The sequence below is a fragment of the Pseudomonas sp. ASL7 genome (assembly GCF_056680375.1).
The window spans coordinates 5,920,887-5,944,033 of record NZ_CM155279.1; the positions used below are offsets into that span (position 1 = coordinate 5,920,887).

Here is a 23,147-nt window from a genome sequence, read left to right on the forward strand (position 1 = left end):
TCGCTCCCGCAGGTTTTGCGGTGAACTTGAGGGAGCAAGCGTGTAGCAGCTGCCGAGGTACGAGGCTGCGTTGGGCTGCGAAGCAGCCCCTGGGGCGGTCCTGCAGACATGCAATGCAGCCTCGTGCCTCGGCAGCTGCTACGGAGGGCTTAACGGCCGCCCATAATCGCGATGTAGTCCTGGGTCCAGCGGCTGTACGGCACGAACTTGCCGCCTTCAGCTTGCGGGGTTTTCCAGAAGGCGATCTTCTCGAACTGATCGAAGCCGTTGGTTTTGCAGCCCTCGGCGCCGAGCAACTCGCTCTCCTTGCACGCTGCGGGCACCGCTGGCAGTGAGCCGAACCACGCCGCTACGTCGCCCTGGACCTTCGGTTGCAGCGACCAGTCCATCCACTTGTAAGCGCAGTTCGGGTGTTTGGCTTCGGCATGCAACATGGTGGTGTCGGCCCAGCCGGTGGCGCCTTCTTTGGGGATGGTCGACGCGATCGGCTGCTTCTCGTTCATCAGGCCGTTGACCTGATACGGCCAGGAGCTGGACGCGACCACGCCTTCGTTCTTGAAGTCACTCATCTGCACGGTGGTGTCGTGCCAGTAGCGGTGGATCAACGGCTGCTGGGCGCGCAACAGATCGAGCACGGCTTTGTACTGGGCTTCCGTCAGTTCATACGGGCTCTGGATACCCAGTTCCGGCTTGGTGGTTTTCAAGTACAGCGCCGCGTCGGCAATGTAGATCGGACCATCGTAGGCCTGGACGCGGCCTTTGTTCGGCTTGCCGTCCGGCAGGTTTTGCGCGTCGAACACCACGCCCCAGCTGGTCGGCGCGGTTTTAAACACGTTGGTGTTGTACATCAGCACGTTCGGTCCCCACTGATACGGGGTGCCGTAAGTTTGCTTGTTGACCACGTACCACGGCGCATCTTTCAGACGCGGGTCTAGGCCTTTCCAGTTCGGAATCAACGCCGTGTTGATCGGCTGAACGCGCTTGCCGCCGATCAAACGCAAGGACGCATCGCCCGACGCGGTGACCAGGTCATAACCGCCCTTGGCCATCAGGCTGACCATTTCGTCGGAGGTCGCGGCGGTTTTCACATTGACCTTGCAGCCGGTTTCCTTCTCGAAACCGGTCACCCAGTCGTAGGCCTTGTCGCTTTCGCCACGTTCGATGTAGCCGGGCCAGGCGACGATATCCAGCTGTCCTTCACCGGCGCCGACAGCTTTCAGCGGCTCGGCGGCCTGGATACTGGCGCTGGCCAGCAGCGCCGTGGTGATTGCACTGAGCAGTGCGGTCTTGTGCGCGAACATGGGATTTCCCTCTACTTTAATTATGGTCGGGGCAGTTATGAACGTGGTGAAGCATGCTGTAGGAGCGAGCTTGCTCGCGATGGTCGTGAACGATAACGAGCGTTTCCTGAATTAACGCGCCGCTCTTAAGTTCATCGCGAGCAAGCTCGCTCCTACATAGGAGCAGCTTTCGCTTAACTGACAGGCATTGGCCGTTAACGGCTTGTTGTTAGCGTAGTCAGAGATGCTCTCCGTGGCGTGCCATGATGTGCCGCACCACGCTGTAGTCCTGAAGCGAGTCACTGGACAGGTCTTTGCCGTAGCCCGAACGTTTCAGGCCGCCGTGGGGCATTTCGCTGACCAGCATGAAGTGGCTGTTGATCCAGGTGCAGCCGTACTGCAAACGCGCCGCGACTTGCATCGCCTTGTCCAGGTTCTGGGTCCAGACCGAGGAGGCGAGGCCGTATTCCGAGTCGTTGGCCCAGTCCACCGCCTGTTCGAGCGCATCGAAACGGGTCACGGTGACCACCGGTCCAAACACTTCGCGCTGGACGATTTCATCGCTCTGTTTGCACCCGGCCAGCAAGGTCGGCTGGTAATAGAAACCGGCACCGGAGTGCACTGCTGCGCCAGTCACGCGCTCGATGTGTGGCTGGCCGAGGGCGCGTTCGACAAAACTGGCCACGCGGTCGCGCTGGCGGGTGCTGATCAGCGGGCCGATCTCATTGTCGGCATCGCGTTTACCGGCGAAGCGCAGGCTGCTGACGGCCGCGCCGAGTTCGGCCACCAAACGGTCATGAATCCCGGCTTGTGCATAAATGCGGCACGCGGCGGTGCAATCCTGGCCGGCGTTGTAATAGCCGTAAGTGCGCACGCCTTCGACAACGGCTTGAATGTCGGCGTCATTACAGACAATCACCGGGGCCTTGCCGCCGAGTTCGAGGTGCGTGCGCTTGAGGGTTTTCGCGGCGGCCTGGAGGATTTTTTGTCCGGTGACGATATCGCCGGTCAACGACACCATGCGCACTTTAGGGTGACTGACCAAATGGCTGCCAACGCTTTCACCGCCGCCACAAATGATGTTGATCACACCACGCGGCAGTATTTCCGCCAGCGCTGGCGCCAGGGCCAGAATCGACAAGGGCGTGTGTTCGGACGGTTTGAACACCAGCGTGTTGCCTGCGGCCAGGGCGGGGGCGATTTTCCACGCGGCCATCATGATCGGGTAGTTCCACGGCGCAATCGACGCCACCACGCCAATCGGATCGCGGCGGACCATGCTGGTGTAGCCCGGCAGGTATTCGCCGCTGAGCTGGCCGGTCTGGCAGCGCACGGCGCCGGCGAAGAAGCGAAACACATCGACGGTGGCGCTCAAGTCGTCCTGACGGGCCAGGTGTAACGGCTTGCCGCAGTTCAGCGATTCGAGGCGGGCGAGGAGGTCGGCGTTTTTTTCGATGGCGTTAGCGATGTCCAGCAACAGGTTCGAGCGTTGCTGCGGCGTGGTGCGTGACCACCCGGCGAACGCCTTGTGGGCCGCGAGGATCGCCGCTTCGACTTGCTCGGTGCTGGCCTCGGCAATCTGCGTCAGCACTTCACCGGTGGCCGGATTGAGGATTGGCTCGACAACGCCTTGGCCGGCGACTAATTCACCATCGATCAATAGAGCGGTGAACAACGGGGTCTGCGCGCCAGCCATTTTTCGGGTTCTCTTTTCTTGTGTGGCCATGCTGCTCCCTGTGACTGGGGCCCGGCCGTCTTATATTGATGGAGCAAGACTAGTGCGCAGGCCCGAGGTCGACAAATACTAAATACTGAAGGTGGCATTCGATTAAATAGATGGCTTGCGTCCGCCGTGGGGTTGCTCGCGGGCGACGGTCAGGAACGGGTCCACCAGAGCAGGCCGCGCGGTGCCGCGACGCCAGGCCAGGCCGACGTCGAGGGTCTGGCTGAGGTCGGCGATGGGGCGTGCTTCGATGATGTCGCCTTCCAGCGACCAGGGGCGGTAGGTCATGTCTGGCTGGATCGACACACCCAAGCCCGCCGCGACGAGGCTTCGCACGGCCTCGGTCGAGGCGGTTTTCAGGGTGATGCGCGGTTGCAGGCCTGCGCGGCTCCACAGGCGGTGAGCGTTGCGGTCCATTTCGTCGACATTCAGCTCAATCAGTGGCTCGCGGGCCACATCGGCGAGGTTGATGCTGTCGTGTTCCAGCAAGGGATGCTGGGCCGGCAGCCACAGACGATGGGGCGAGTGCGTCAAGACTTCAGTCTGCAGGGCGTGGCGGTCCTCAAGGTTGGACAGGATCAACACGCCGACATCGATCTCGCCGCTGACCAGCAGATGTTCGATGTATGGCCGTTCGTCCTCCATCACGCGGATTTCGACGTTGGGGTAGGCACGTTGAAAACGGGTGAGTAAATCCGCCAGGTAATAACCGGCCACCAGGCTGGTCACGCCGATAATCAACTGGCCGGCCACTTGGTCAGTGCTTTGTTGGAGGCTGCGCTTGGCGTTGTCCACGGTGGCCAGAATCAGGTGGGCCTGGCGCAGGAATTGGTGGCCCTGGTGGGTCAGCGTCATCCCCTTGGCATGGCGGTTGAACAGGCCCACACCGATTTCCTGCTCCAGTTGCTGGATCGCCAGGGTCAGGGTGGACTGGGAAATGAACGCGGTTTGCGCGGCCGCGGAGATCGAGCCGGTCTCGGCCACGGCGATGAAGTGACGAATCTGACGCAAGGTCATCATGGGGAAGTACCCGGTGGGCGGTTTTTATCGATTTGCCTGAGTGTATATCTTTTTAATCGATGGCTCGGCCAGAAGCCTTCGCCGGGCGCAATAGCCAGGAAACATCTGGAAGTACACTGGCTCGAAGCCGCTCGTGAAAATCCGGGGGCGCCGCGGTGTCAGGCTGCCAGCGTTTTCGTTGACGATCATCGTTAAACCGCCTTCGCGAGCAGGCTCGCTCCCACAGGGGGAATGCGCTCAACTGTGGGAGCGAGCCTGCTCGCGAAGGCGTCTTCAGGGCTATACTCCGCAGCATTTGAAACGGCCCCCGAGGACTGACTGTGAAGAACTGGACGTTGCGCCAACGCATCTTGGCGAGCTTTGCGGTAATTATCGCCATCATGTTGCTGATGGTCGTCGTCTCGTATTCCCGCCTGTTGCAGATCGAAACCAGTGAAGCAAGCGTCCGTGATGACGCGCTTCCCGGGGTGTATTACAGCTCGATGATTCGTGGCGCCTGGTCCGAAAGTTTTCTCCAGACCCAGGAGCTCCTGGGCTTGAGGCAAGGGCAGGGCCTCAGCGCTGGGGATGCTGAAGATTACAAAAACTTCGAAGCGAAGCTGCAAGAGGAGATGAACAACTATCGCGGAACCATCACCACGGAAGAAGACAAGGTTGAGTGGGCTGTTTTTGAAAAGCTCCACACGGACTACAACAAGGCACTGACGACCGTGCTCGATTTGCACAAGAGCAATCAGACAGCGGAGGCCATCAAGCAATTCAACGATCAGCTGACTCCAGCCTGGACCGCCGGTCGCATGAAGCTCAATGACATCATTCACGAAAACAAAGTGGTAGCGGACCAGGACATAGTGGCCATCGACCACGCCGTGGTCACTGCGAAAATCAGCATGGGCATTTCGCTGCTGGTCGCGGTATTGGCCGCCGGCCTCTGCGGTTTGCTGTTGATGCGCGCAATCATGGCACCGATGAATCGCATCGTGCAGATCCTCGAAATCATGCGCACCGGCGACCTTAGCAGTCGCCTGAACCTGGAGCGCAAGGACGAGTTCGGTGCTGTCGAAACCGGCTTTAACGACATGATGACCGAGCTGACGTCCCTGGTGTCCCAGGCCCAGCGCTCCTCGGTGCAAGTCACCACGTCGGTCACCGAGATCGCCGCCACTTCCAAGCAACAACAAGCCACTGCCACTGAAACGGCGGCCACCACCACCGAAATCGGTGCGACGTCCCGTGAAATCGCCGCCACCTCGCGAGACCTGGTGCGCACCATGACCGAAGTCTCTACCGCCGCCGATCAGGCGTCAGTGCTGGCCGGCTCCGGGCAGCAAGGCCTGGCACGCATGGAGGAGACCATGCACTCGGTGATGGGCGCGGCCGATCTGGTCAATGCCAAACTGGCGATCCTCAACGAGAAGGCCGGCAACATCAACCAGGTGGTGGTGACCATCGTCAAGGTCGCCGACCAGACCAACCTGCTGTCCCTCAACGCCGCCATTGAAGCCGAAAAGGCTGGTGAATACGGTCGCGGGTTTGCCGTGGTCGCCACCGAAGTACGGCGTCTGGCGGATCAGACTGCCGTCGCCACGTATGACATCGAGCAGATGGTGCGTGAGATCCAGTCGGCGGTGTCGGCCGGGGTGATGGGCATGGACAAGTTCTCCGAAGAGGTTCGCCGCGGCATGTCCGAAGTGCAGCAGGTCGGTGAGCAGCTGTCGCAGATCATCCATCAGGTGCAGGCGCTGGCGCCGCGGGTGTTGATGGTCAACGAAGGCATGCAGGCCCAGGCCACCGGTGCCGAACAGATCAACCATGCGCTGGTGCAATTGGGCGATGCCAGTAGCCAGACCGTCGAGTCCCTGCGCCAGGCCAGTTTCGCCATCGACGAATTGAGTCAGGTCGCCGTGGGGCTGCGTAGCGGCGTCTCGCGATTCAAAGTCTGATGAGCGAACTCACGGCCAAACGCACCGCCGTGAAGCCGGCGTTGCACGCGTTGTTTCTGGTGTTTCGCATCGGCAACGAGCGCTTTGCCTTGCAGGCTATCGAAGTGGCGGAAGTGCTGCCGCGTCTGCCTTTGAAGCCGATCGCCTGCGCGCCGGACTGGGTCGCGGGGGTGTTCGCCTATCGGGGCGCGGTCGTCCCGGTGATCGACCTCAGTGCATTGACGTTTGGCGAGCCGGCCCAGGCTCGCACCAGCACGCGTTTGGTGCTGGTCAATTACCGCCCGGATGAGAGCACCGAGGCTCGATTGCTCGGGCTGATCCTGGAACAGGCCACTGACACCTTGCGCTGCAACCCGGCGGACTTTCAGCCCTATGGCCTGGACAATCGCCAGGCGCCGTACCTCGGGCCGGTGCGCGAAGACGCTCAGGGATTGTTGCAATGGGTGCGCGTCGCCGATTTGCTCGATGATCGGGTTCGCGGCGTGCTGTTTCCGTCCCCCCCTCTGGACGTCGCGCAGTTTGAGGGGCGCTCATGAACACCGATCAGCGATTTTTCGATTTCCTCAAGGCACGCATCGGCCTCGACGTAACCTCTGTCGGCCCGGCCATCATCGAGCGCGCCGTACGCCAGCGCAGCACGGCGTCACAGGCACTGACGGCTGATGATTACTGGTGCACCTTGCAAAGCTCTGAGGATGAACAGCAGGCGCTGATTGAAGCAGTGATCGTTCCCGAAACCTGGTTTTTCCGTTACCCGGAATCCTTTGCTGCCCTGGCGAAGCTGGCAGCCAAGCGGCTGACCGAGATCAACAACATGCGCGCGCTGCGGATTCTCAGCCTGCCGTGTTCCACCGGGGAAGAACCGTACTCCATTGCCATGGCGTTGCTCGATGCGGGTTTCAAGCCGCATCAGTTCAAAGTCGAAGGCATGGACGTCAGCCCGCTGTCGGTGGAAAAAGCCAAGCGCGCGCTATACGGCAAAAATTCGTTTCGCGGTCAGGACATTGCCTTTCGCGACCGTCATTTCAGTGCTGAAGACGACGGCTATCGCCTCAGCGCGAGAGTGCTTGAACAAGTGCGATTGCAGGTCGGCAATCTGCTCGATCCGGCCTTGCTCGCCAGCGAGCCGGCCTATGACTTTGTGTTCTGCCGCAACTTGCTGATCTACTTCGATCAGCCGACCCAGCAGCAGGTTTTCGAAGTGCTCAAGCGTCTGACCCACGTCGACGGCGTGCTGTTTATCGGCCCGGCCGAGGGCAGTTTGCTGGGGCGCTTGGGCATGCGCTCGATTGGCATCGCGCAGTCCTTTGCCTTCAGTCGTCAAAGTGCGCCAGAGCCTGAGCCTGTTGCGACGTTCGTTCCAACGCCGCTGCCCATGCGCCCACCGGTCCGCAGCGTGCCGTCGTCGCCCGTGCGCAAGCGCCCGTTTGCAACCCTCGCGCCGCCAGTCGTCACCTCGAAAGCAGCAGACACCACTCTTTTGCTGGCCAACATCGCGACCCTCGCCGACCAAGGCAAAAGCGCCGAAGCCCGCACCGCCTGCGAAAGCTATTTGCGCAGTCATGAGCCGGTGGCTCAAGTATTTTACTGGCTGGGATTGCTCAGCGATGTCGCTGGCGATGCCCTGCAGGCCCAAGGGTTTTATCGCAAGGCGCTTTACCTCGAACCGCAACATCCCGACGCGTTGATGCACCTGGCGGCGTTGCTGCAATCCCAGGGCGACACGGCAGGCGCCAGACGATTGCAGGAACGCGCCGCCCGCAGTGAGCGCGTCGCTGACAGTGAGCGTAAACGATGATCGCCTCCGACGGCTTTAGCGTCACCCATGACAATGCCCAGGCGATCGACGACTGCTGGAACCGCATCGGTATCCACGGCGACAGGTCCTGCCCACTGCTGAGCGAGCATATTCACTGTCGCAATTGTGCGGTGTATTCAGCCGCCGCGACGCGCTTGCTCGATCGCTATGCGTTGCAACAGGAAGATCGCGGGGAGGTTTCCACGGGGGTGGAGACCGACGTTAAAACCCGCTCACTGTTAATGTTCCGTCTCGGCGAAGAGTGGCTGGGCCTGGCAACGCGCAGTCTGGTGGAAGTGGCGCCGCTGCAAGCGATTCACTCCTTGCCGCACCAGCGTTCCCGTGCCTTGCTCGGCGTGGCCAATGTGAGGGGGGCCTTGGTGGCCTGTTTGTCGCTGGTGGAACTGCTCGGGCTCGACGGTGCGAGCAGCGTGGCGTCTGGCGCGCGAGTCATGCCGCGGATGCTGATCATCGCGGCCCACGGCGGGCCGGTGGTGGTGTCGGTGGACGAAGTGGACGGGATCCACGCCATCGACGAGCGCATTCTCCAGGCGGCGTCTCAGTCCGGTACTCAGGCCAGTGCCAAATACACCCGTGGCGTATTGCAATTCAAAGGTCGCAGCCTGCGTTGGCTGGATGAAGAACAGCTGTTGTCCGCTGTGACCCGGAGCCTCACATGACCCCCGAGCAAATGCGCGACACCTCGTTGCTGGAACTGTTCAGCCTGGAAGCCGAGGCCCAGACCCAAGTGCTGAGCGCAGGACTTCTGGCCCTTGAACGCGATCCGACCCAGGCCGATCATCTCGAATCGTGCATGCGCGCGGCGCATTCGCTCAAGGGGGCGGCACGGATCGTCGGCGTCGATGCCGGAGTCAGCGTCGCGCATGTGATGGAAGATTGCCTGGTCAGTGCCCAGGAAGGGCGTCTCTATCTGCGGCCCGAGCACATTGATGCCTTGCTCCAGGGCACCGATTTATTGATGCGCATCGCGACGCCGAATAACGCCCCCGCGCCAGTGGATATCGAAACCTATGTAGCCCTGATGGCTCGGTTACTGGATCCGCAGGCACCCGCCGCGCCGATCGGCACGCCGATTGCCCCGTTCATGGCCGAGCCTGAATTCGAAGAAGCCAGCGTTGGTCTGCCCGACTCTGTCGTTGAATTACCCGCCGCTGCATCGATCGAGTCACTGCACAAGGCCCGGCGTACCACCGAAAATGGTGAGCGCGTATTGCGGGTCACCGCTGAGCGCTTGAACAGCCTGCTCGATCTGTCGAGCAAATCCCTGGTGGAAACCCTCCGGCTCAAACCGCACCTGGCGACCATGCAGCGCCTCAAGCGTCTGCAGAACAACGGCCTGCGGGCCCTGGAAAACCTCAACGTCCATCTCAAGGATCAGGCGTTGAGCCTGGAGGCACGAGAAGCCCTTGAGGATGCCCGCCGGCTATTGGCGGACTCCCAGCAATTGCTGACAGAAAAAAACGCCGAGCTGGATGAGTTTGCCTGGCAGGCCAGCCAACGGGCGCAGGTGCTCTACGACACGGCACTGGCTTGTCGTATGCGGCCGTTTGCCGATGTGTTGACCGGGCAAGTGCGGATGGTTCGCGACTTGGGGCGCAGCCTCGGCAAACAGGTGCGGCTTGAGATCGAGGGCGAAAAGACCCAGGTTGACCGCGATGTCCTGGAAAAGCTTGAAGCACCGCTGACGCATTTGCTGCGCAATGCGGTGGACCACGGAATCGAATCCCCGGAGCAGCGGCTACTCGCCGGCAAACCGGCTGAAGGCTTGATCCGCTTGCGTGTTTCTCACCAGGCCGGTTTGCTGGCGCTGGAATTGAGCGATGACGGCAACGGTGTGGATCTGGAAAAGGTTCGCCGTGGCATCATCGAACGGCAACTGTCGCCGGCCGACACCGCCGCACAGTTGAGCGAGGAGGAATTGCTGACGTTCTTGTTCCTGCCAGGCTTCAGCCTGCGTGACAAGGTCACCGAAGTCTCCGGGCGTGGTGTCGGTCTGGATGCGGTTCAGCACATGGTCAGGCAGTTACGCGGCGCGGTAGTGCTGGAGCAGACGGCGGGCGGGGGCAGTCGCTTCCATCTCGAAGTACCGCTGACCCTGTCGGTAGTGCGCAGTCTGGTAGTGGAAGTCGGTGATGAGGCGTACGCCTTTCCGCTGGCCCACATCGAACGTATGTGCGACCTGGCGCCGCAAGACATCGTTCAGGTCGAGGGCCGTCAGCATTTCTGGTACGAAGGTCGACATGTCGGGCTGGTCGCGGCCAGTCAGCTATTGCAGCGTCCGGCCAGCCAGGACAGCCAGCAAACCCTGAAAGTCGTGGTGATCCGCGAGCGCGATGCGATTTACGGCGTGGCGGTTGAGCGTTTTATCGGCGAGCGGACGTTGGTCGTATTGCCGCTGGATGAGCGATTGGGCAAGGTTCAGGACATCTCTGCCGGCGCCTTGCTCGACGACGGTTCGGTGGTGCTGATCGTCGACGTCGAAGACATGCTGCGTTCGGTGGATAAATTGCTCAACACCGGGCGGCTGGAGCGCATTGCGCGTCACGGCAACCAGGTGGTCGAAGCCGCGCGCAAGCGGATTCTGGTGGTCGATGACTCACTGACAGTGCGCGAGTTGCAGCGCAAGCTGTTGCTCAATCGTGGCTACGACGTGGCCGTGGCGGTCGACGGAATGGATGGCTGGAACGCACTGCGTTCGGAGGATTTCGATCTGTTGATCACCGACATCGATATGCCGCGCATGGATGGCATTGAACTGGTGTCTTTATTGCGCCAGGACAATCGACTGCAATCCCTGCCGGTTATGGTGGTGTCCTACAAGGATCGTGAAGAAGATCGTCGCCGTGGACTGGACGCTGGCGCCGACTATTATCTAGCCAAAGCCAGTTTTCACGACGACGCCCTGCTTGATGCAGTGGTTGAGCTCATAGGAGGAGCGCGGGCATGAAAATCGCAATCGTCAACGACATGCCCATGGCGGTAGAGGCCCTGCGCCGTGCCTTGGCATTTGAACCGGCGCATCAGGTGATCTGGGTCGCCAGCAATGGGGCAGAGGCCGTACAGCGCTGTGCCGAAAACACCCCGGATCTGATCCTGATGGACCTGATCATGCCGGTGATGGACGGTGTGGAGGCAACGCGACGGATCATGGCCGAGACCCCGTGCGCCATCGTGGTGGTCACCGTCGATCGTCAGCAAAACGTGCACCGGGTGTTCGAGGCGATGGGCCATGGGGCGCTGGATGTGGTTGATACGCCAGCGCTCGGTGCGGGCAATGCGCAGGAAGCGGCGGCTCCGTTGCTACGCAAGATCATGAACATCGGCTGGCTGATCGGTGAGAAGGGCAGTCAGCCGCGCCCGGCGCCCGGCCCGTTGCGCAGTTCGGGCTCGCGTCAGCGCCTGGTGGCCATCGGCTCATCCGCCGGCGGGCCGGCCGCGCTGGAGGTCTTGCTCAAGGGGCTGCCACGGGATTTTTCAGCGGCCATCGTGCTGGTCCAGCATGTGGATCAAGTATTCGCCGCGGGCATGGCCGAATGGCTGAGCAGCGCCAGTGGCTTGAACGTGCGTCTGGCCGAGGCCGGTGAGCCGCCGCAGGCGGGTACCGTGCTGTTGGCTGGCACCAACCATCATATTCGCTTGTTGAAAAACGGAACGCTGGCCTACACCGCCGAACCGGTCAACGAGATCTATCGTCCCTCGATCGATGTGTTTTTTGAAAGCGTAGCCACTTACTGGAACGGCGATGCCGTGGGTGTTTTGCTCACCGGCATGGGGCGCGATGGCGCCCAGGGGCTAAAACTCATGCGCCAACAGGGCTACCTGACCATCGCTCAGGACCAACAAAGCAGTTCGGTATATGGTATGCCTAAGGCAGCAGCCGCCATTGACGCGGCAGTGGAAATTCGCCCACTGGACAAGATAGCGCCACGATTGCTGGAGATTTTCCCCAAGTGAACACTTTTCACCGCAATAGTGGCCCAAGTAGTACTCAGGTGACCGCACATGAATGACTTACAGCTCGACGGCTTCAAGACCGACGAAAACGCTGCCATGGTGTTGTTGGTGGACGATCAGGCAATGATCGGCGAGGCCGTGCGCCGCGGGTTGTCGAACGAAGAAAATATCGATTTCCACTTCTGCGCCGACCCGCACCAGGCCATTGCCCAGGCGATTCGCATCAAGCCTACGGTGATCCTCCAGGACCTGGTCATGCCCGGCCTCGATGGCCTGAGCCTGGTGCGCGAGTACCGCAACCACCCGGCAACCAAGGACATTCCGATCATTGTCCTGTCGACCAAGGAAGACCCGCTGATCAAGAGCGCGGCGTTCGCGGCCGGCGCCAACGATTACCTGGTCAAGCTGCCGGACAACATCGAACTGGTGGCACGCATTCGCTATCACTCACGCTCCTATATGACGTTGTTGCAGCGTGATGCGGCCTACCGTGCGTTGCGAGTCAGTCAGCAGCAGTTGCTCGACACCAATCTGGTGCTACAGCGGTTGATGAACTCCGACGGCCTGACCGGGCTGTCGAATCGTCGCCACTTCGACGAATACCTGGAGCTGGAGTGGCGACGCTCGTTGCGTGACCAGAGCCAATTGTCGCTGCTGATGATTGATGTGGATTATTTCAAGACCTTCAACGACAGCTTTGGCCACCTGGAAGGCGACGAAGCCCTGCGCAAAGTCGCCACAGCCATCCGTGACGCCAGCGCCCGGCCTTCGGACCTGCCAGCCCGTTATGGCGGCGAAGAATTCGCGCTGGTGTTGCCCAATACCTCGCCGGGCGGCGCACGGCTGGTGGCGGAAAAACTTCGGCAGACCGTGGAGGCATTGAAAATCCCGCATATTTCGCCGACCGAAGGTTCGAGCCTGACCATCAGCATCGGCCTGTCGACCCTCACCCCCCAACCCGGTAGCGATTGCCGGCAGTTGATTCTTGCGGCGGACAAGGGGCTGTACCTGGCGAAGAAGAATGGGCGTAATCAGGTGGGGATCGACTAACGTGCCCCTGTAGCAGCTGCCGAGCCCGCGAGGCTGCGTCCGAGGACGAAGTCCTCGCCAATCCTGTGCACACGGATTACCTGAAAGACCACGTTGTCTGGTTTTACGACGGCTGCGCCGCCGAACGCAGCCTCGCAGGCTCGGCAGCTGCTACAAGACTCATCGCGCCCCCAAATCAATCGTCCCTAAAGCCGCCAGGCGGGCTGCCGTGAGAGCCTGATTACGTTATACTCGCCGGCTTTCAAAAGTTCGCCAACGAGTGCTGCCCGCCATGGAAATCAACCCGATCCTTAACAGTATCAAGGACCTGTCCGAGCGCTCCGAAACTATTCGGGGGTATCTTTGACTACGATCAAAAGCATGAGCGTCTGACTGAAGTCAATCGCGAGCTTGAAGATCCGTCTGTCTGGAACAACCCGTCGTACGCTCAGGAACTGGGCCGCGAGCGGTCCCTGCTGGCGCAGATCGTCGAAACCCTCGACGAAATGCACTCCGGCCTGGCCGACGCCAAAGACCTGCTGCTGATGTCCGCCGAAGAAGAAGACCAGGCCGCCGTCGATGACGTCGCCGCCGAAGTCGAACGTCTGCGCGAGTCCCTCGAGAAGCTCGAATTCCGTCGCATGTTCAGCGGTGAAATGGACGCCAACAACGCCTACCTGGACATCCAGGCCGGCTCCGGCGGTACCGAGGCTCAGGACTGGGCCAACATCCTGCTGCGCATGTACCTGCGCTGGGCTGACAAACGCGGTTTCGACGCGACCATCATGGAACTGTCTGCCGGTGAAGTGGCCGGGATCAAGGGCGCTACCGTGCACATCAAGGGCGAATACGCCTTTGGCTGGTTGCGTACCGAGATCGGCGTGCACCGTCTGGTGCGCAAGAGCCCGTTCGACTCCGGTAACCGTCGTCACACTTCGTTCTCGGCCGTGTTCGTGTCGCCGGAAATCGATGACAACATCGAAATCGACATCAACCCGTCGGACCTGCGCATCGACACCTACCGCTCCTCCGGTGCCGGTGGTCAGCACGTAAACACCACCGACTCGGCCGTCCGTATTACGCACGTACCGACCAACACCGTGGTCAGCTGCCAGAACGAACGCTCCCAGCACGCCAACAAAGACACCGCGATGAAAATGTTGCGGGCGCGCTTGTACGAGCAGGAAGTGCAGAAACGCAACGCCGCCTCCCAGGCCCTGGAAGACACCAAGTCCGACATCGGCTGGGGTCACCAGATCCGCTCGTATGTACTCGATGCGTCGCGAATCAAGGATTTGCGCACTAACATCGAACGCAGCGACTGCGACAAGGTGCTCGACGGCGACATCGACGAATACCTGGTAGCAAGCCTGAAACAAGGGCTCTAAGGCACGCGCTACAGGATCGGCGGACTCCGCGATCCTGTAGGAGCGAGGCTTGCCCGCGAACCCCGGCGCATGCCGGGGGCAACGAACCTGTGATGGAATTTTTAAAGACATGAGCGACCTAGAACTCGACCCGCAAGCCCTGCAACAGGAAGAAAACTCCCTGATCGCCCTGCGCAAGGAAAAGCTTGCTGCCGAGCGCGCCAAGGGCAATGCCTTCCCGAACGACTTCCGCCGCGAAAACTACTGCGAAGACTTGCAGAAGCAGTACGCGGACAAGACCAAGGAAGAGCTGGCAGAGGCTGCAATCCCGGTCAAGGTTGCCGGTCGCATCATGCTCAACCGTGGCTCGTTCATGGTGATCCAGGACATGACCGGTCGCATCCAGGTTTACGTCAACCGTAAAACCCTGTCCGAAGACACCCTGGCCTCGGTCAAAACCTGGGACATGGGCGACATCATCGCCGCTGAAGGCACCCTGGCCCGTTCCGGCAAGGGCGACCTGTACGTCGAAATGACCAGCGTGCGCCTGCTGACCAAGTCCCTGCGTCCGCTGCCAGACAAACACCACGGCCTGACCGACACCGAGCAGCGCTACCGCCAGCGTTACGTTGACCTGATCGTCAACGAAGACGTGCGCCAGACGTTCCGCGTGCGTTCGCAAGTCATCGCCCACATCCGTAGCTTCCTGATGCAGCGTGACTTCCTGGAAGTGGAGACGCCGATGCTGCAAACCATTCCGGGTGGCGCGGCGGCCAAGCCGTTCGAAACGCATCACAACGCGCTGGACATGGGTATGTTCCTGCGTATCGCGCCTGAGTTGTACCTCAAGCGCCTCGTGGTTGGCGGCTTCGAGAAAGTGTTCGAGATCAACCGCAACTTCCGTAACGAAGGTGTTTCGACTCGTCATAACCCTGAATTCACCATGTTGGAGTTCTACCAGGCTTACGCCGACTACGAAGACAACATGGACCTGACCGAAGAACTGTTCCGTGAACTGGCGCAGCTGGTTCTGGGCAGCACCGACGTTCCGTACGGCGACAAGGTGTTCCACTTCGGCGAACCGTTCGTGCGTCTGTCGGTGTTCGACTCGATCCTCAAGTACAACCCTGAGCTGACCGCGGCGGACCTGAACGACATCGACAAGGCTCGCACCATCGCCAAGAAGGCCGGTGCCAAGGTGCTGGGCTTCGAAGGTCTGGGCAAGTTGCAGGTGATGATTTTCGAAGAGCTGGTCGAGCACAAGCTGGAACAGCCGCACTTCATTACCCAGTACCCGTTCGAAGTGTCGCCGCTGGCCCGTCGTAACGACGAGAACCCGAACGTCACCGACCGTTTCGAGCTGTTCATCGGCGGCCGCGAAATCGCCAACGCCTATTCCGAGTTGAACGACGCGGAAGATCAGGCCGAACGCTTCATGGCTCAGGTGGCCGACAAGGACGCCGGTGACGATGAAGCCATGCACTACGACGCCGACTTCGTTCGTGCGCTGGAGTACGGCATGCCGCCAACGGCCGGCGAAGGTATCGGCATTGACCGTCTGGTGATGTTGTTGACCAACTCACCGTCGATCCGCGATGTGATTCTGTTCCCGCACATGCGGCCGCAAGCGTAAGTGTTCCAATTAAAAAGCCGCCTGCCCAGGCGGCTTTTTATTGCCTGTCTGGTACAAACGTATCAATTTGTTGCTTAAAGCAGAGAGGAATGACCTGTCGTGAATCGTGCAATTGCTCAAGTAGGTGCAGCGGGCGTCGCCACTGCGGTCGCTGAAAGTGTTCAGTACCAGGGCCGCAAGGCCAGCCGACAGGGCAGCGAACAGCGTCGACAGGATATTCTCGATGCAGCGATGCGCATTGTCGTGCGCGATGGGGTACGGGCGGTGCGTCATCGAGCAGTCGCCGCCGAGGCCGGTGTGCCGTTGTCGGCCACCACCTACTATTTCAAGGATATCGATGACTTGCTCACCGATACCTTCGCTCAATATGTGGAGCGCAGCGCGGCCTTCATGGCCAAGCTATGGGTGAACACCGAAGGCCTGTTGCGCGAGATGGTGGACGGCGGCGACGGCAGCCCCGAGTCGCGCTCGCAACTGGCGGATGATATTGCGCGGTTGATGGCGGACTATGTTCACCGCCAGTTGACCAACCGGCGTGAACACTTGATGGCAGAACAGGCGTTCCGCCAGGAAGCGCTGCTTAACCCGCGTCTTGCCATGTTGGTGCGTTCGCATCAGCAAATTCTCCTACAGGGTACGTGCCAGCTTTTACAGGTATTGGGTTCCCGCGAGCCACAACAGGATGCCAAAGTGTTGACGGCGATTATCGGACGGATGGAATATCAGGGCCTGCTCAACAACGCCGAGCCTGTGGCCGAAGCGGAAATGCTCGGTATCCTCAATCGCTACATGCACCTGGTATTGGCGTCGGTGTGATCCTTCTGTATGTAGGAGCGAGCTTGCTCGCGATGGTCTGACATTCAACAGCTTTGTTGCCTGACACACCACCATCGCGAGCAAGCTCGCTCCTACAAGGGGCCGGGGGCGGTTTGAGATCGCGGTGTATCGATAGGGAGTGCTGAATGAAAGCCTGGCGTGTCGTTGTGATCGCCTTGTCGTGCCTGCTGCTCGGTGGCTGTCTGGTGGCCTTCAAGGAGCCTCTGCCCGGCGGCGAGCCCGCGCCAAAAGGCTTGCTCGGCAAGTGGACCAGCACCAACGCCTGGGGCGAGCCGATGAGCCTTGAGCTGACCCGCCTTGACGACAATCACTATCAGGCCGTCAGTTACTTCAAGGCCAAGCCCAAGGAGCGAGAGAGTTACCCGTTCACGGTGTCGCACCATGGTGATCGCTGGTATTTGTCGGCGAAAGTGCCGCAGTTCGGCGGGCATTTCACGATGGCCGGTTTCGAGCTCAACGAAAAGCATGAATTGGTGGTCTACAACCTCGACCTTGAGCAGATTAATCAGGCCCTGGGACAGAAAGTCCTCAGCGGCGAACGCTTCCAGACCGATGACGGTGACGGCGTGCTGATCAACAGCAACATGGAACAGGTGTTCGCCTACCTCGACGATCCGGCCAATTCCGACGTGTTCGTCGAGGCGGTGCGTTATCAGCGCCTGGCCAAAGCCAAATAACCCAGCATGTAACGGTTTTTCTACAGGAGTTTCGGGTGGACGATTACCAGCAGACGATACGCATTTTGTCCGATCGCATTGTGCTGGCGCAGACGCCGATTCGCGTCCTCGACGCGGTTAAATGGGACGACAACATCCGCAAGGGTTTCCTCAAGGCCAAGGGCAAGGAAATGCCGGCCGTGGACCGTGATTACTACCTGAACCGGCCGTTGTCCTTCGACTCCAACAAAGTGAAACTGGAATTCCAGAACATCGAGCGCGACATCACCCGTCAGCTTGGTCAGTTCAATCCGGTTGGCCAGATCATGCGCCGCATGTGCAAGGAGTACCGGATGGTGGTACGCATGCTCGAAGCGCGCGGCACCGAGGATTTCGGGCTGATTTCCCAGGAACTTTACGGTGCAGCGTCTGATGCCTTCCATGCGGGCGACCCGACGTTGGCCGATCTGGGGCTGATGTTGTCGGATTACTTGAACAACATTGATGGCCGTGGCGACCTGAAGGATGAGCCCAAGACGCTCTCCGCCAAAGAGGCCGTGCATCTCTTGCAAACCCGCTTGAACAAGGTCTTTGGCGAAGCCGAAGAGACGATTCGGGTGTTCGAATCCGACGGCATCGTCGCCGATGCGGCGGCCGGTGCCGACTACATCAAGATCCGCGCTGACGCGATGTTCAACGACCGCGACGTGCGTGCCCTGGAAGTTCACGAAGGGTTGGTGCATGTGGGCACCACGCTCAATGGTCTGAACCAGCCGATCTGCACCTTCCTGTCCAAAGGACCGCCGTCGTCGACAGTGACTCAGGAAGGTCTGGCGATCCTGATGGAAATCATCACCTTCGCCTCCTACCCCAGTCGCCTGCGCAAACTGACCAACCGCACGCGCGCCATTCACATGGTGGAAGAGGGCGCCGACTTCCTGCAGGTCTTCGAGTTCTTCCGCGAGCAGGGTTTTGAGATGGCGGAAAGCTATGGCAACGCCAGTCGGGTTTTCCGCGGGTCGGTGCCGACGGGTCTGCCATTTACCAAAGACTTGTCCTACCTCAAGGGCTTTATCATGGTTTACAACTATATTCAGTTGGCCGTGCGTAAAGGCAAGCTTGAGCAAATACCCTTGCTGTTTTGCGGCAAGACCACGCTGGAAGACATGCGGACCTTGCGGCAATTGGTGGATGAAGGGTTGGTGGTGCCGCCCAAATATTTACCAGAGCAGTTCCGCGACATGAACGCATTGTCGGCGTGGATGTGCTTCTCCAACTTCCTCAACCACCTGAGCCTGGACCGGATCGAAGCGGATTACTCCAACATCCTCTAACGGTGACGAGATCTTTTGTGGGAGCGAGCCTGCTCGCGAAAACGGCCTAACATTCAACATTGATGTTGACTGACACACCGCTATCGCGAGCAGGCTCGCTCCCACAGACTGTTGTGTTCCAATTCCATTTTTCGCGAGGTTTCAACGGATGAGAATCCTCGGCATCGTCTGCCTTCTCCTGACCTTGAGCGGCTGCAGTTCACTGCTGTTCTACCCCGACCCTGGTCAGCTGTTTACTCCGGAAAAAGCCAAACTCGAATACCGCGACGTCACCCTGGTCACCGCCGATGGCCTCAAGCTGCACGGCTGGTGGCTGCCGGCCAAAAAAGGCGTCGAGGTCAAAGGCACCGTGCTGCACTTGCACGGCAACGGCGGCAATATGCCCCTGCACCTGGGCGCAAGTTGGTGGTTGCCGCAGGCGGGCTATCAAGTGCTGCTGGTGGACTATCGCGGTTATGGCCTGTCCGAGGGCGAGCCGAGTTTGCCGGCGATCTACCAGGACATCGACGCTGCGTTCAAATGGCTCGATCGGGCCCCTGAGGTCAAAGGCAAACCGCTGATTCTGTTGGGCCAGAGCCTCGGGGGTTCGATGGCCGTGCATTACCTGGCCCAGCATCCCGAGCGCCAGCGACAGCTCAAGGCTTTAGTGCTCGACGGCGTGCCCGCCAGTTACCGCAGTGTCGGCCAGTATGCCCTGAGCAATTCGTGGCTGACCTGGGCGTTCCAGGTGCCGCTGTCCTGGCTGGTACCGGACGGCGACAGTGCGATCAACTCGATGGCGCAACTCAACGGCGTGCCGAAACTGATCTACCACAGCATCGACGATCCGCTCGTGCCTCTTTCCAACGGCATCCGTCTGTATCAAGCTGCGCCGCCGCCGCGGGTGCTGCAACTGACCCGAGGGGGGCATGTGCAGACGTTCGCCGACCCGGTCTGGCGCAAAGTCATGCTGCGCTATCTCGATGACCCGCAGCATTTCAACGGCCTGCGCCGACTGGCCGAAATCCCGAATTACCCGGCGCCCCCGAATTCAGAAAATGAACCACCAGAGAGCCCGCAATGAGTGAAGAACGTAACGCCATCCCGCTGATCATCACGGGTATCTGCAGCATCCTCGGTACCGTCGGTGCCCTGTGGTTCTACGGCTACCTGCACTTCGCCAAGCCTGAGGATGCGTTGTTGCTCAGCGACTTCACCATGCTCAAGACCGTGCCGGGGGAAGACTACAAAGTCTCCCTGGAACCCGCGGCGCAAGTAGCCCAGTGCGTCGATGGTGTGCTGGTGCTGTTCGACACCGAGCAGAAAGGCCTGACCGGTGTGCTGGTCGACAACAAGAAAAAAGCCGTGCGTTGCATGGGCCAGGAAACGCCGCAGAAGCTGGAGCAGTAACGAATTCTGCGGTTGCCAACAACCCACAGGATTTGTGATGGTCAAACACAAAAGCCCCGTCTGATCAGATCAGGCGGGGCTTTTTTGTTACAACGGGTGTTACTTAGTTAGAGCTAACCGCGGAGCGCGGGATCACCGGCTGGTTGTCGTTGGAAATGGTCACTTCCACCCGACGGTTCATCGCCCGACCTGACACGCTGGAGTTTTCTGCGACCGGGTATTCCTTGCCATAACCCTGAGCAACGACGCGGGCTGGATCAACCCCCATTTTCACCAGTGCCATACGCACGGAATCAGCACGACGCTCGGACAGCGACTGGTTGTGACTCACGGTACCGGTGCTGTCGGTGTAACCCTCTGCGATCACTTTACGATCAGGGTTTTCCGAGAGGAATTGCGCCAGTTTGTTGATGTTCACCAGGCCGCTGGATTTCAGGTCAGCCCTGTCGGTGGCGAACAGCACATCACCGAATGTCACCAGCGTGCCACGATCGGTCTGCTTGGCGTTCAGGCTGTCCTGCAACTGTTTGATCTGAGCATCACGCGCATCCAGTCGGGCTTGGGCACGTTGCGCTGAAGCGTTTTTCAGGTTGGCTTCAGCGGTGCGCAGGGCGATGGTTTGCTTTGCCACTTCAACACGCTGATCGGTCAAGTAAGCCAGTTGATCGACCTTGGCCGGGTCTTCTTTGTCCAGGTAAGCCTTGTCGGCCTTGTCCAGGTAATCGCTGGCGTCTTTGGTTTCCAGGGCCGCGACTTTGCTGGCTTGTGGATTGGCTTGCAGCCCGCTGTAGTTGGTGCGGGCCTGTTCCAGGTTCGCATTGGGCGGCGTCGAGCAGGCAGCCAGTGCAACGCTCGCGGCCAGCAGGGCAGGGATCATCAATTGTTTACGCATGGTGGTTTCGTCCTTTTAGTCGAGTAAGAATTGCGTCGAGTCGCACCGTTTACTGCACGGTGCGCTGGCTTTCCTGACGCAGTTCCTGAACCCCTTTCTGAGAGTCCTTCACAGCCTGTTCGGCTTTCATCGCCTGAGCTTTGCGCTCTGCCACACGAGCGTCCCACTCAGCCTGTTCGGCCAAGGTCTTGGCTTGGTCATAGTGTTTATCGTGCAGGGCTATTTCGGCTTGTTTGAGCTTGTCCTGGGCGGACTTCATTTCCACCGCAGCGAATTCGGTGCCGCCGGCGCTGACGGCGCTGTTGACAGCCGATTCAGTCACGGCGAACTGCTCGGTCGGCGGGTTGCCTGCGCAACCGGCCAGAACGACGCTGCTGCCGATCGCCAGGACAGCCAGTTTCAGGCTGCGCAGCTGATTGAACGAGGATGTGCCAGTTCGGGTCTTCATGGTTTTCAACTCCATTGGGCTAACTCCTGAAAAACTAAAAATCCATCCTGGGCAAGGAGCCGCAACCTTCAATTTCCGGGGTGTATTGAATCGGCCGTCCCAGGCATGGTTACTGGGTGTGACCCGAGGCATTTTTCAAAAGTTCAGAGAAGATGGCCTTTGGGTGAAAGAATGTTGACCGGCCAGACAAGGCTCTAAGTCGATGATTTTGGCCATGGGCAAGGGTATTCCCGACCTTTTGCAGGCGCGGGGTTACGCAATTATTGAAGGGAACTGCTACTCGTGTAGGAGCGAGCCTGCTCGCGAAAGCGGTCGTTCAGCCAACCTGATTGTTGGCTGTGCTGAAGTCTTCGTCGGAACGCCGCCCGGAGCCGGCTCGCTCCCACAGGTATCTTGGCTGGATCAGTGTTTCTGCTTGTCATCGCCCGCCGACAAATCGTGCAAATGGCGCCGGGATAATGCGAGAAAACGCGGAGTCGGACCGACGTCTTCGTACAGCGGATCGCCTTCTTCGTCGGTGGCCACGACGGTCGATCCTTTGACATACGGGAAGCTTTTTTCGAGCTCTTCCAGCGCGGCGCCGATCAGCTCGCCAAGCAGTTCTTCAGGCTGGCGTTTCGGGTACATCTCGGTAATCGCCGCCAGCCGGGCGGCGGCTTCCACGTCCAGATGAATCGTGTAACCCGTCTCGGTCAGGCGACCCTTGGCGTTTTCTTCCCAATGTTGGGCAAGTTCGCGAATTTTCATAAAGACCTCAATTGCGCTCCTGCTCGTGGCAGGCGGTGAGTGTCCGGCGGTGGCCGGCGGCAGCCGTTATGCGGCTTACTCTTCAGACTAGCTTTAACGCCCAAGGTTTAAAGTCCCTTCGTCGTCTGATGCTGTTCCCTTTGCCTCGGTGCTTTGGGCGCGCGTATTTGTAGGGCGGGTTCACGTGAGGGCTTTTTTGGGTGTATATCCGTTTTTTTGGTGATGGCTGCTAATGGTTCCGCCCTTACGGCGGGTCACTTTGAGAAGCGCAAAGTAACCAAACGCTCTTGCCCCTTTCGTTCGGTGCCTCGCTGTGGCTCGGCATGCCCTCGCTCCGGTCCTGCTCCGTGGGCCCGCCGCCATCGGCCATCCATGGCCGGGGGCGGCTAACCCGGCATCCATGCCGGGTTGCCCACTACGCAGAACCTCCACTCGGCCTCTCGAGGGGGCGGTGCATCAAGATCAAAAGCTGAAGGCGAGCTAACGCTCGGCCTGATGAGTGGTGAGAATCAAAAGCGGTACGCCGCGCCATTGTGGGTGGTGAAAAACAATTGCGGTACGCCGATCCATTGTGGGAGCGAGCTTGCTCGCGATGGACGTGAACGATAACGCGTGCTGTCTGGAAAAATGCGTTGCCTTCGAATTCATCGCGAGCAAGCTCGCTCCTACACATACAGGGAGCGAGCCTGCCCGCAAAGCTCTTGATCTTGCCGTTGCCGTTGCCGTTGCCGTTGCCGTTGCCGTTGCCGTTGCTTTGGCTTTGGCTTCAGATCTGCCGCCCCTTTCCCAGAGGCCGAACGCAGGCGTTGCGCAGGGGGCACCGCGGCAAGGATGCCGCGGTAGCCGCCCCCGGCCATGGATGGCCGATGGCGGCGGGCCCCCGGAGCAATGCCGGAGTGAGGGCATGCCGAGCCACAGCGAGGCACCGAATGGAGGGGCAAAGCCTTTTGGTTCCTTTTTGGCGTTTGAAAAAGGGACTCGCCGTAAGGGCGAAACCGCCAGCAGCCGCTACCAAAGAAATGGATATGTACTCCGACCCAACCCCAACCCCAACCCCAACCCAATATTTTCTTAAG

Annotated in this window: 20 protein-coding genes; 14 read left to right on the forward strand and 6 right to left on the reverse strand. The window is 60.0% G+C overall.

Translation table 11 applies throughout. From position 1 onward, the window contains the following. Positions 1-149: 149 nt before the first annotated feature. The 3 genes from ydcS to AC1MDT_RS27325 all read right to left on the reverse strand — a co-directional run bounded on the left by ydcS (position 150) and on the right by AC1MDT_RS27325 (position 4,023). The gene (gene ydcS / locus AC1MDT_RS27315) at positions 150-1,301 is read right to left on the reverse strand and encodes a putative ABC transporter substrate-binding protein YdcS (RefSeq protein WP_480419804.1); all 1,152 of its coding nucleotides are present in this window, start codon (positions 1,299-1,301) and stop codon (positions 150-152) included. Between the two features lie 217 nt (positions 1,302-1,518). Then, on the reverse strand, positions 1,519-2,976 hold the full coding sequence (locus tag AC1MDT_RS27320; RefSeq protein WP_480422872.1) for a gamma-aminobutyraldehyde dehydrogenase: 1,458 nt from the start codon (positions 2,974-2,976) through the stop codon (positions 1,519-1,521). 132 nt (positions 2,977-3,108) lie between these two features. After that, on the reverse strand, positions 3,109-4,023 hold the full coding sequence (locus tag AC1MDT_RS27325; protein WP_480419805.1) for a LysR family transcriptional regulator: 915 nt from the start codon (positions 4,021-4,023) through the stop codon (positions 3,109-3,111). Between the two features lie 320 nt (positions 4,024-4,343). Between AC1MDT_RS27325 and AC1MDT_RS27330 the strand changes: the two genes are divergently transcribed. The 14 genes from AC1MDT_RS27330 to AC1MDT_RS27395 all read left to right on the forward strand — a co-directional run bounded on the left by AC1MDT_RS27330 (position 4,344) and on the right by AC1MDT_RS27395 (position 19,984). Further along, on the forward strand, positions 4,344-5,966 hold the full coding sequence (locus AC1MDT_RS27330; protein ID WP_480419806.1) for a methyl-accepting chemotaxis protein: 1,623 nt from the start codon (positions 4,344-4,346) through the stop codon (positions 5,964-5,966). After that, positions 5,966-6,502: a chemotaxis protein CheW gene (locus tag AC1MDT_RS27335; protein ID WP_480419807.1), complete on the forward strand. Its 537-nt coding sequence runs from the start codon at positions 5,966-5,968 to the stop codon at positions 6,500-6,502. The genes AC1MDT_RS27330 and AC1MDT_RS27335 overlap by 1 nt, the downstream gene beginning before the upstream one ends. Further along, positions 6,499-7,764: a CheR family methyltransferase gene (locus tag AC1MDT_RS27340; RefSeq protein WP_480419808.1), complete on the forward strand. Its 1,266-nt coding sequence runs from the start codon at positions 6,499-6,501 to the stop codon at positions 7,762-7,764. The genes AC1MDT_RS27335 and AC1MDT_RS27340 overlap by 4 nt, the downstream gene beginning before the upstream one ends. Further along, the gene (locus tag AC1MDT_RS27345) at positions 7,761-8,444 is read left to right on the forward strand and encodes a chemotaxis protein CheW (RefSeq protein ID WP_480419809.1); all 684 of its coding nucleotides are present in this window, start codon (positions 7,761-7,763) and stop codon (positions 8,442-8,444) included. Before AC1MDT_RS27340 ends, AC1MDT_RS27345 begins: the two co-directional genes overlap by 4 nt. Next, positions 8,441-10,732 (forward strand): response regulator, encoded by a 2,292-nt coding sequence (locus AC1MDT_RS27350; RefSeq protein WP_480419810.1) that lies wholly within the window; start codon positions 8,441-8,443, stop codon positions 10,730-10,732. The genes AC1MDT_RS27345 and AC1MDT_RS27350 overlap by 4 nt, the downstream gene beginning before the upstream one ends. Beyond that, the gene (gene cheB, locus AC1MDT_RS27355) at positions 10,729-11,739 is read left to right on the forward strand and encodes a chemotaxis-specific protein-glutamate methyltransferase CheB (protein ID WP_480419811.1); all 1,011 of its coding nucleotides are present in this window, start codon (positions 10,729-10,731) and stop codon (positions 11,737-11,739) included. The genes AC1MDT_RS27350 and cheB overlap by 4 nt, the downstream gene beginning before the upstream one ends. Before the next feature lie 48 nt (positions 11,740-11,787). Further along, complete coding sequence (locus tag AC1MDT_RS27360; protein WP_480419812.1) at positions 11,788-12,789, forward strand: diguanylate cyclase domain-containing protein; 1,002 nt, start codon at positions 11,788-11,790, stop codon at positions 12,787-12,789. A 271-nt stretch (positions 12,790-13,060) separates the two neighbouring features. After that, a protein-coding gene (gene prfB, locus AC1MDT_RS27365) for a peptide chain release factor 2 (RefSeq protein ID WP_095920368.1) occupies positions 13,061-14,156 on the forward strand; the annotation gives its coding sequence in 2 pieces (ribosomal slippage) (positions 13,061-13,132 and positions 13,134-14,156; 1,095 coding nt in all). Between the two features lie 109 nt (positions 14,157-14,265). Next, complete coding sequence (lysS, locus tag AC1MDT_RS27370) at positions 14,266-15,768, forward strand: lysine--tRNA ligase (protein ID WP_480419813.1); 1,503 nt, start codon at positions 14,266-14,268, stop codon at positions 15,766-15,768. Between the two features lie 99 nt (positions 15,769-15,867). Next, a complete protein-coding gene (locus AC1MDT_RS27375) occupies positions 15,868-16,584 on the forward strand; it encodes a TetR/AcrR family transcriptional regulator (RefSeq protein WP_480419814.1) in 717 nt (238 codons plus the stop codon). 146 nt (positions 16,585-16,730) lie between these two features. Then, positions 16,731-17,282, forward strand: coding sequence for a hypothetical protein (locus tag AC1MDT_RS27380; RefSeq protein WP_480419815.1), 552 nt, complete (start codon positions 16,731-16,733; stop codon positions 17,280-17,282). Between the two features lie 35 nt (positions 17,283-17,317). Continuing rightward, positions 17,318-18,595 carry a flavohemoglobin expression-modulating QEGLA motif protein gene (locus AC1MDT_RS27385; RefSeq protein ID WP_480419816.1) on the forward strand — a complete coding sequence of 426 codons (1,278 nt, stop codon included), beginning with the start codon at positions 17,318-17,320 and terminating at the stop codon, positions 18,593-18,595. Between the two features lie 148 nt (positions 18,596-18,743). Continuing rightward, entirely contained in the window at positions 18,744-19,658 is a 915-nt protein-coding gene (locus AC1MDT_RS27390; protein ID WP_480419817.1) for an alpha/beta hydrolase, read from the forward strand. Next, positions 19,655-19,984, forward strand: coding sequence for a PA3694 family proteiin (locus AC1MDT_RS27395; protein ID WP_414906301.1), 330 nt, complete (start codon positions 19,655-19,657; stop codon positions 19,982-19,984). The genes AC1MDT_RS27390 and AC1MDT_RS27395 overlap by 4 nt, the downstream gene beginning before the upstream one ends. A gap of 103 nt (positions 19,985-20,087) precedes the next feature. Here AC1MDT_RS27395 and lptF read toward each other — a convergent pair whose 3' ends face one another. The 3 genes from lptF to AC1MDT_RS27410 form a co-directional block, all read right to left on the reverse strand. Beyond that, complete coding sequence (lptF, locus tag AC1MDT_RS27400) at positions 20,088-20,876, reverse strand: lipotoxin F family OmpA-related lipoprotein LptF (RefSeq protein ID WP_480419818.1); 789 nt, start codon at positions 20,874-20,876, stop codon at positions 20,088-20,090. Between the two features lie 49 nt (positions 20,877-20,925). Beyond that, on the reverse strand, positions 20,926-21,339 hold the full coding sequence (locus AC1MDT_RS27405) for a DUF4398 domain-containing protein (protein WP_480419819.1): 414 nt from the start codon (positions 21,337-21,339) through the stop codon (positions 20,926-20,928). Positions 21,340-21,726: 387 nt separating this feature from the next. Beyond that, positions 21,727-22,071, reverse strand: coding sequence for a pilin assembly protein (locus AC1MDT_RS27410; RefSeq protein ID WP_480419820.1), 345 nt, complete (start codon positions 22,069-22,071; stop codon positions 21,727-21,729). Positions 22,072-23,147 lie beyond the last annotated feature (1,076 nt).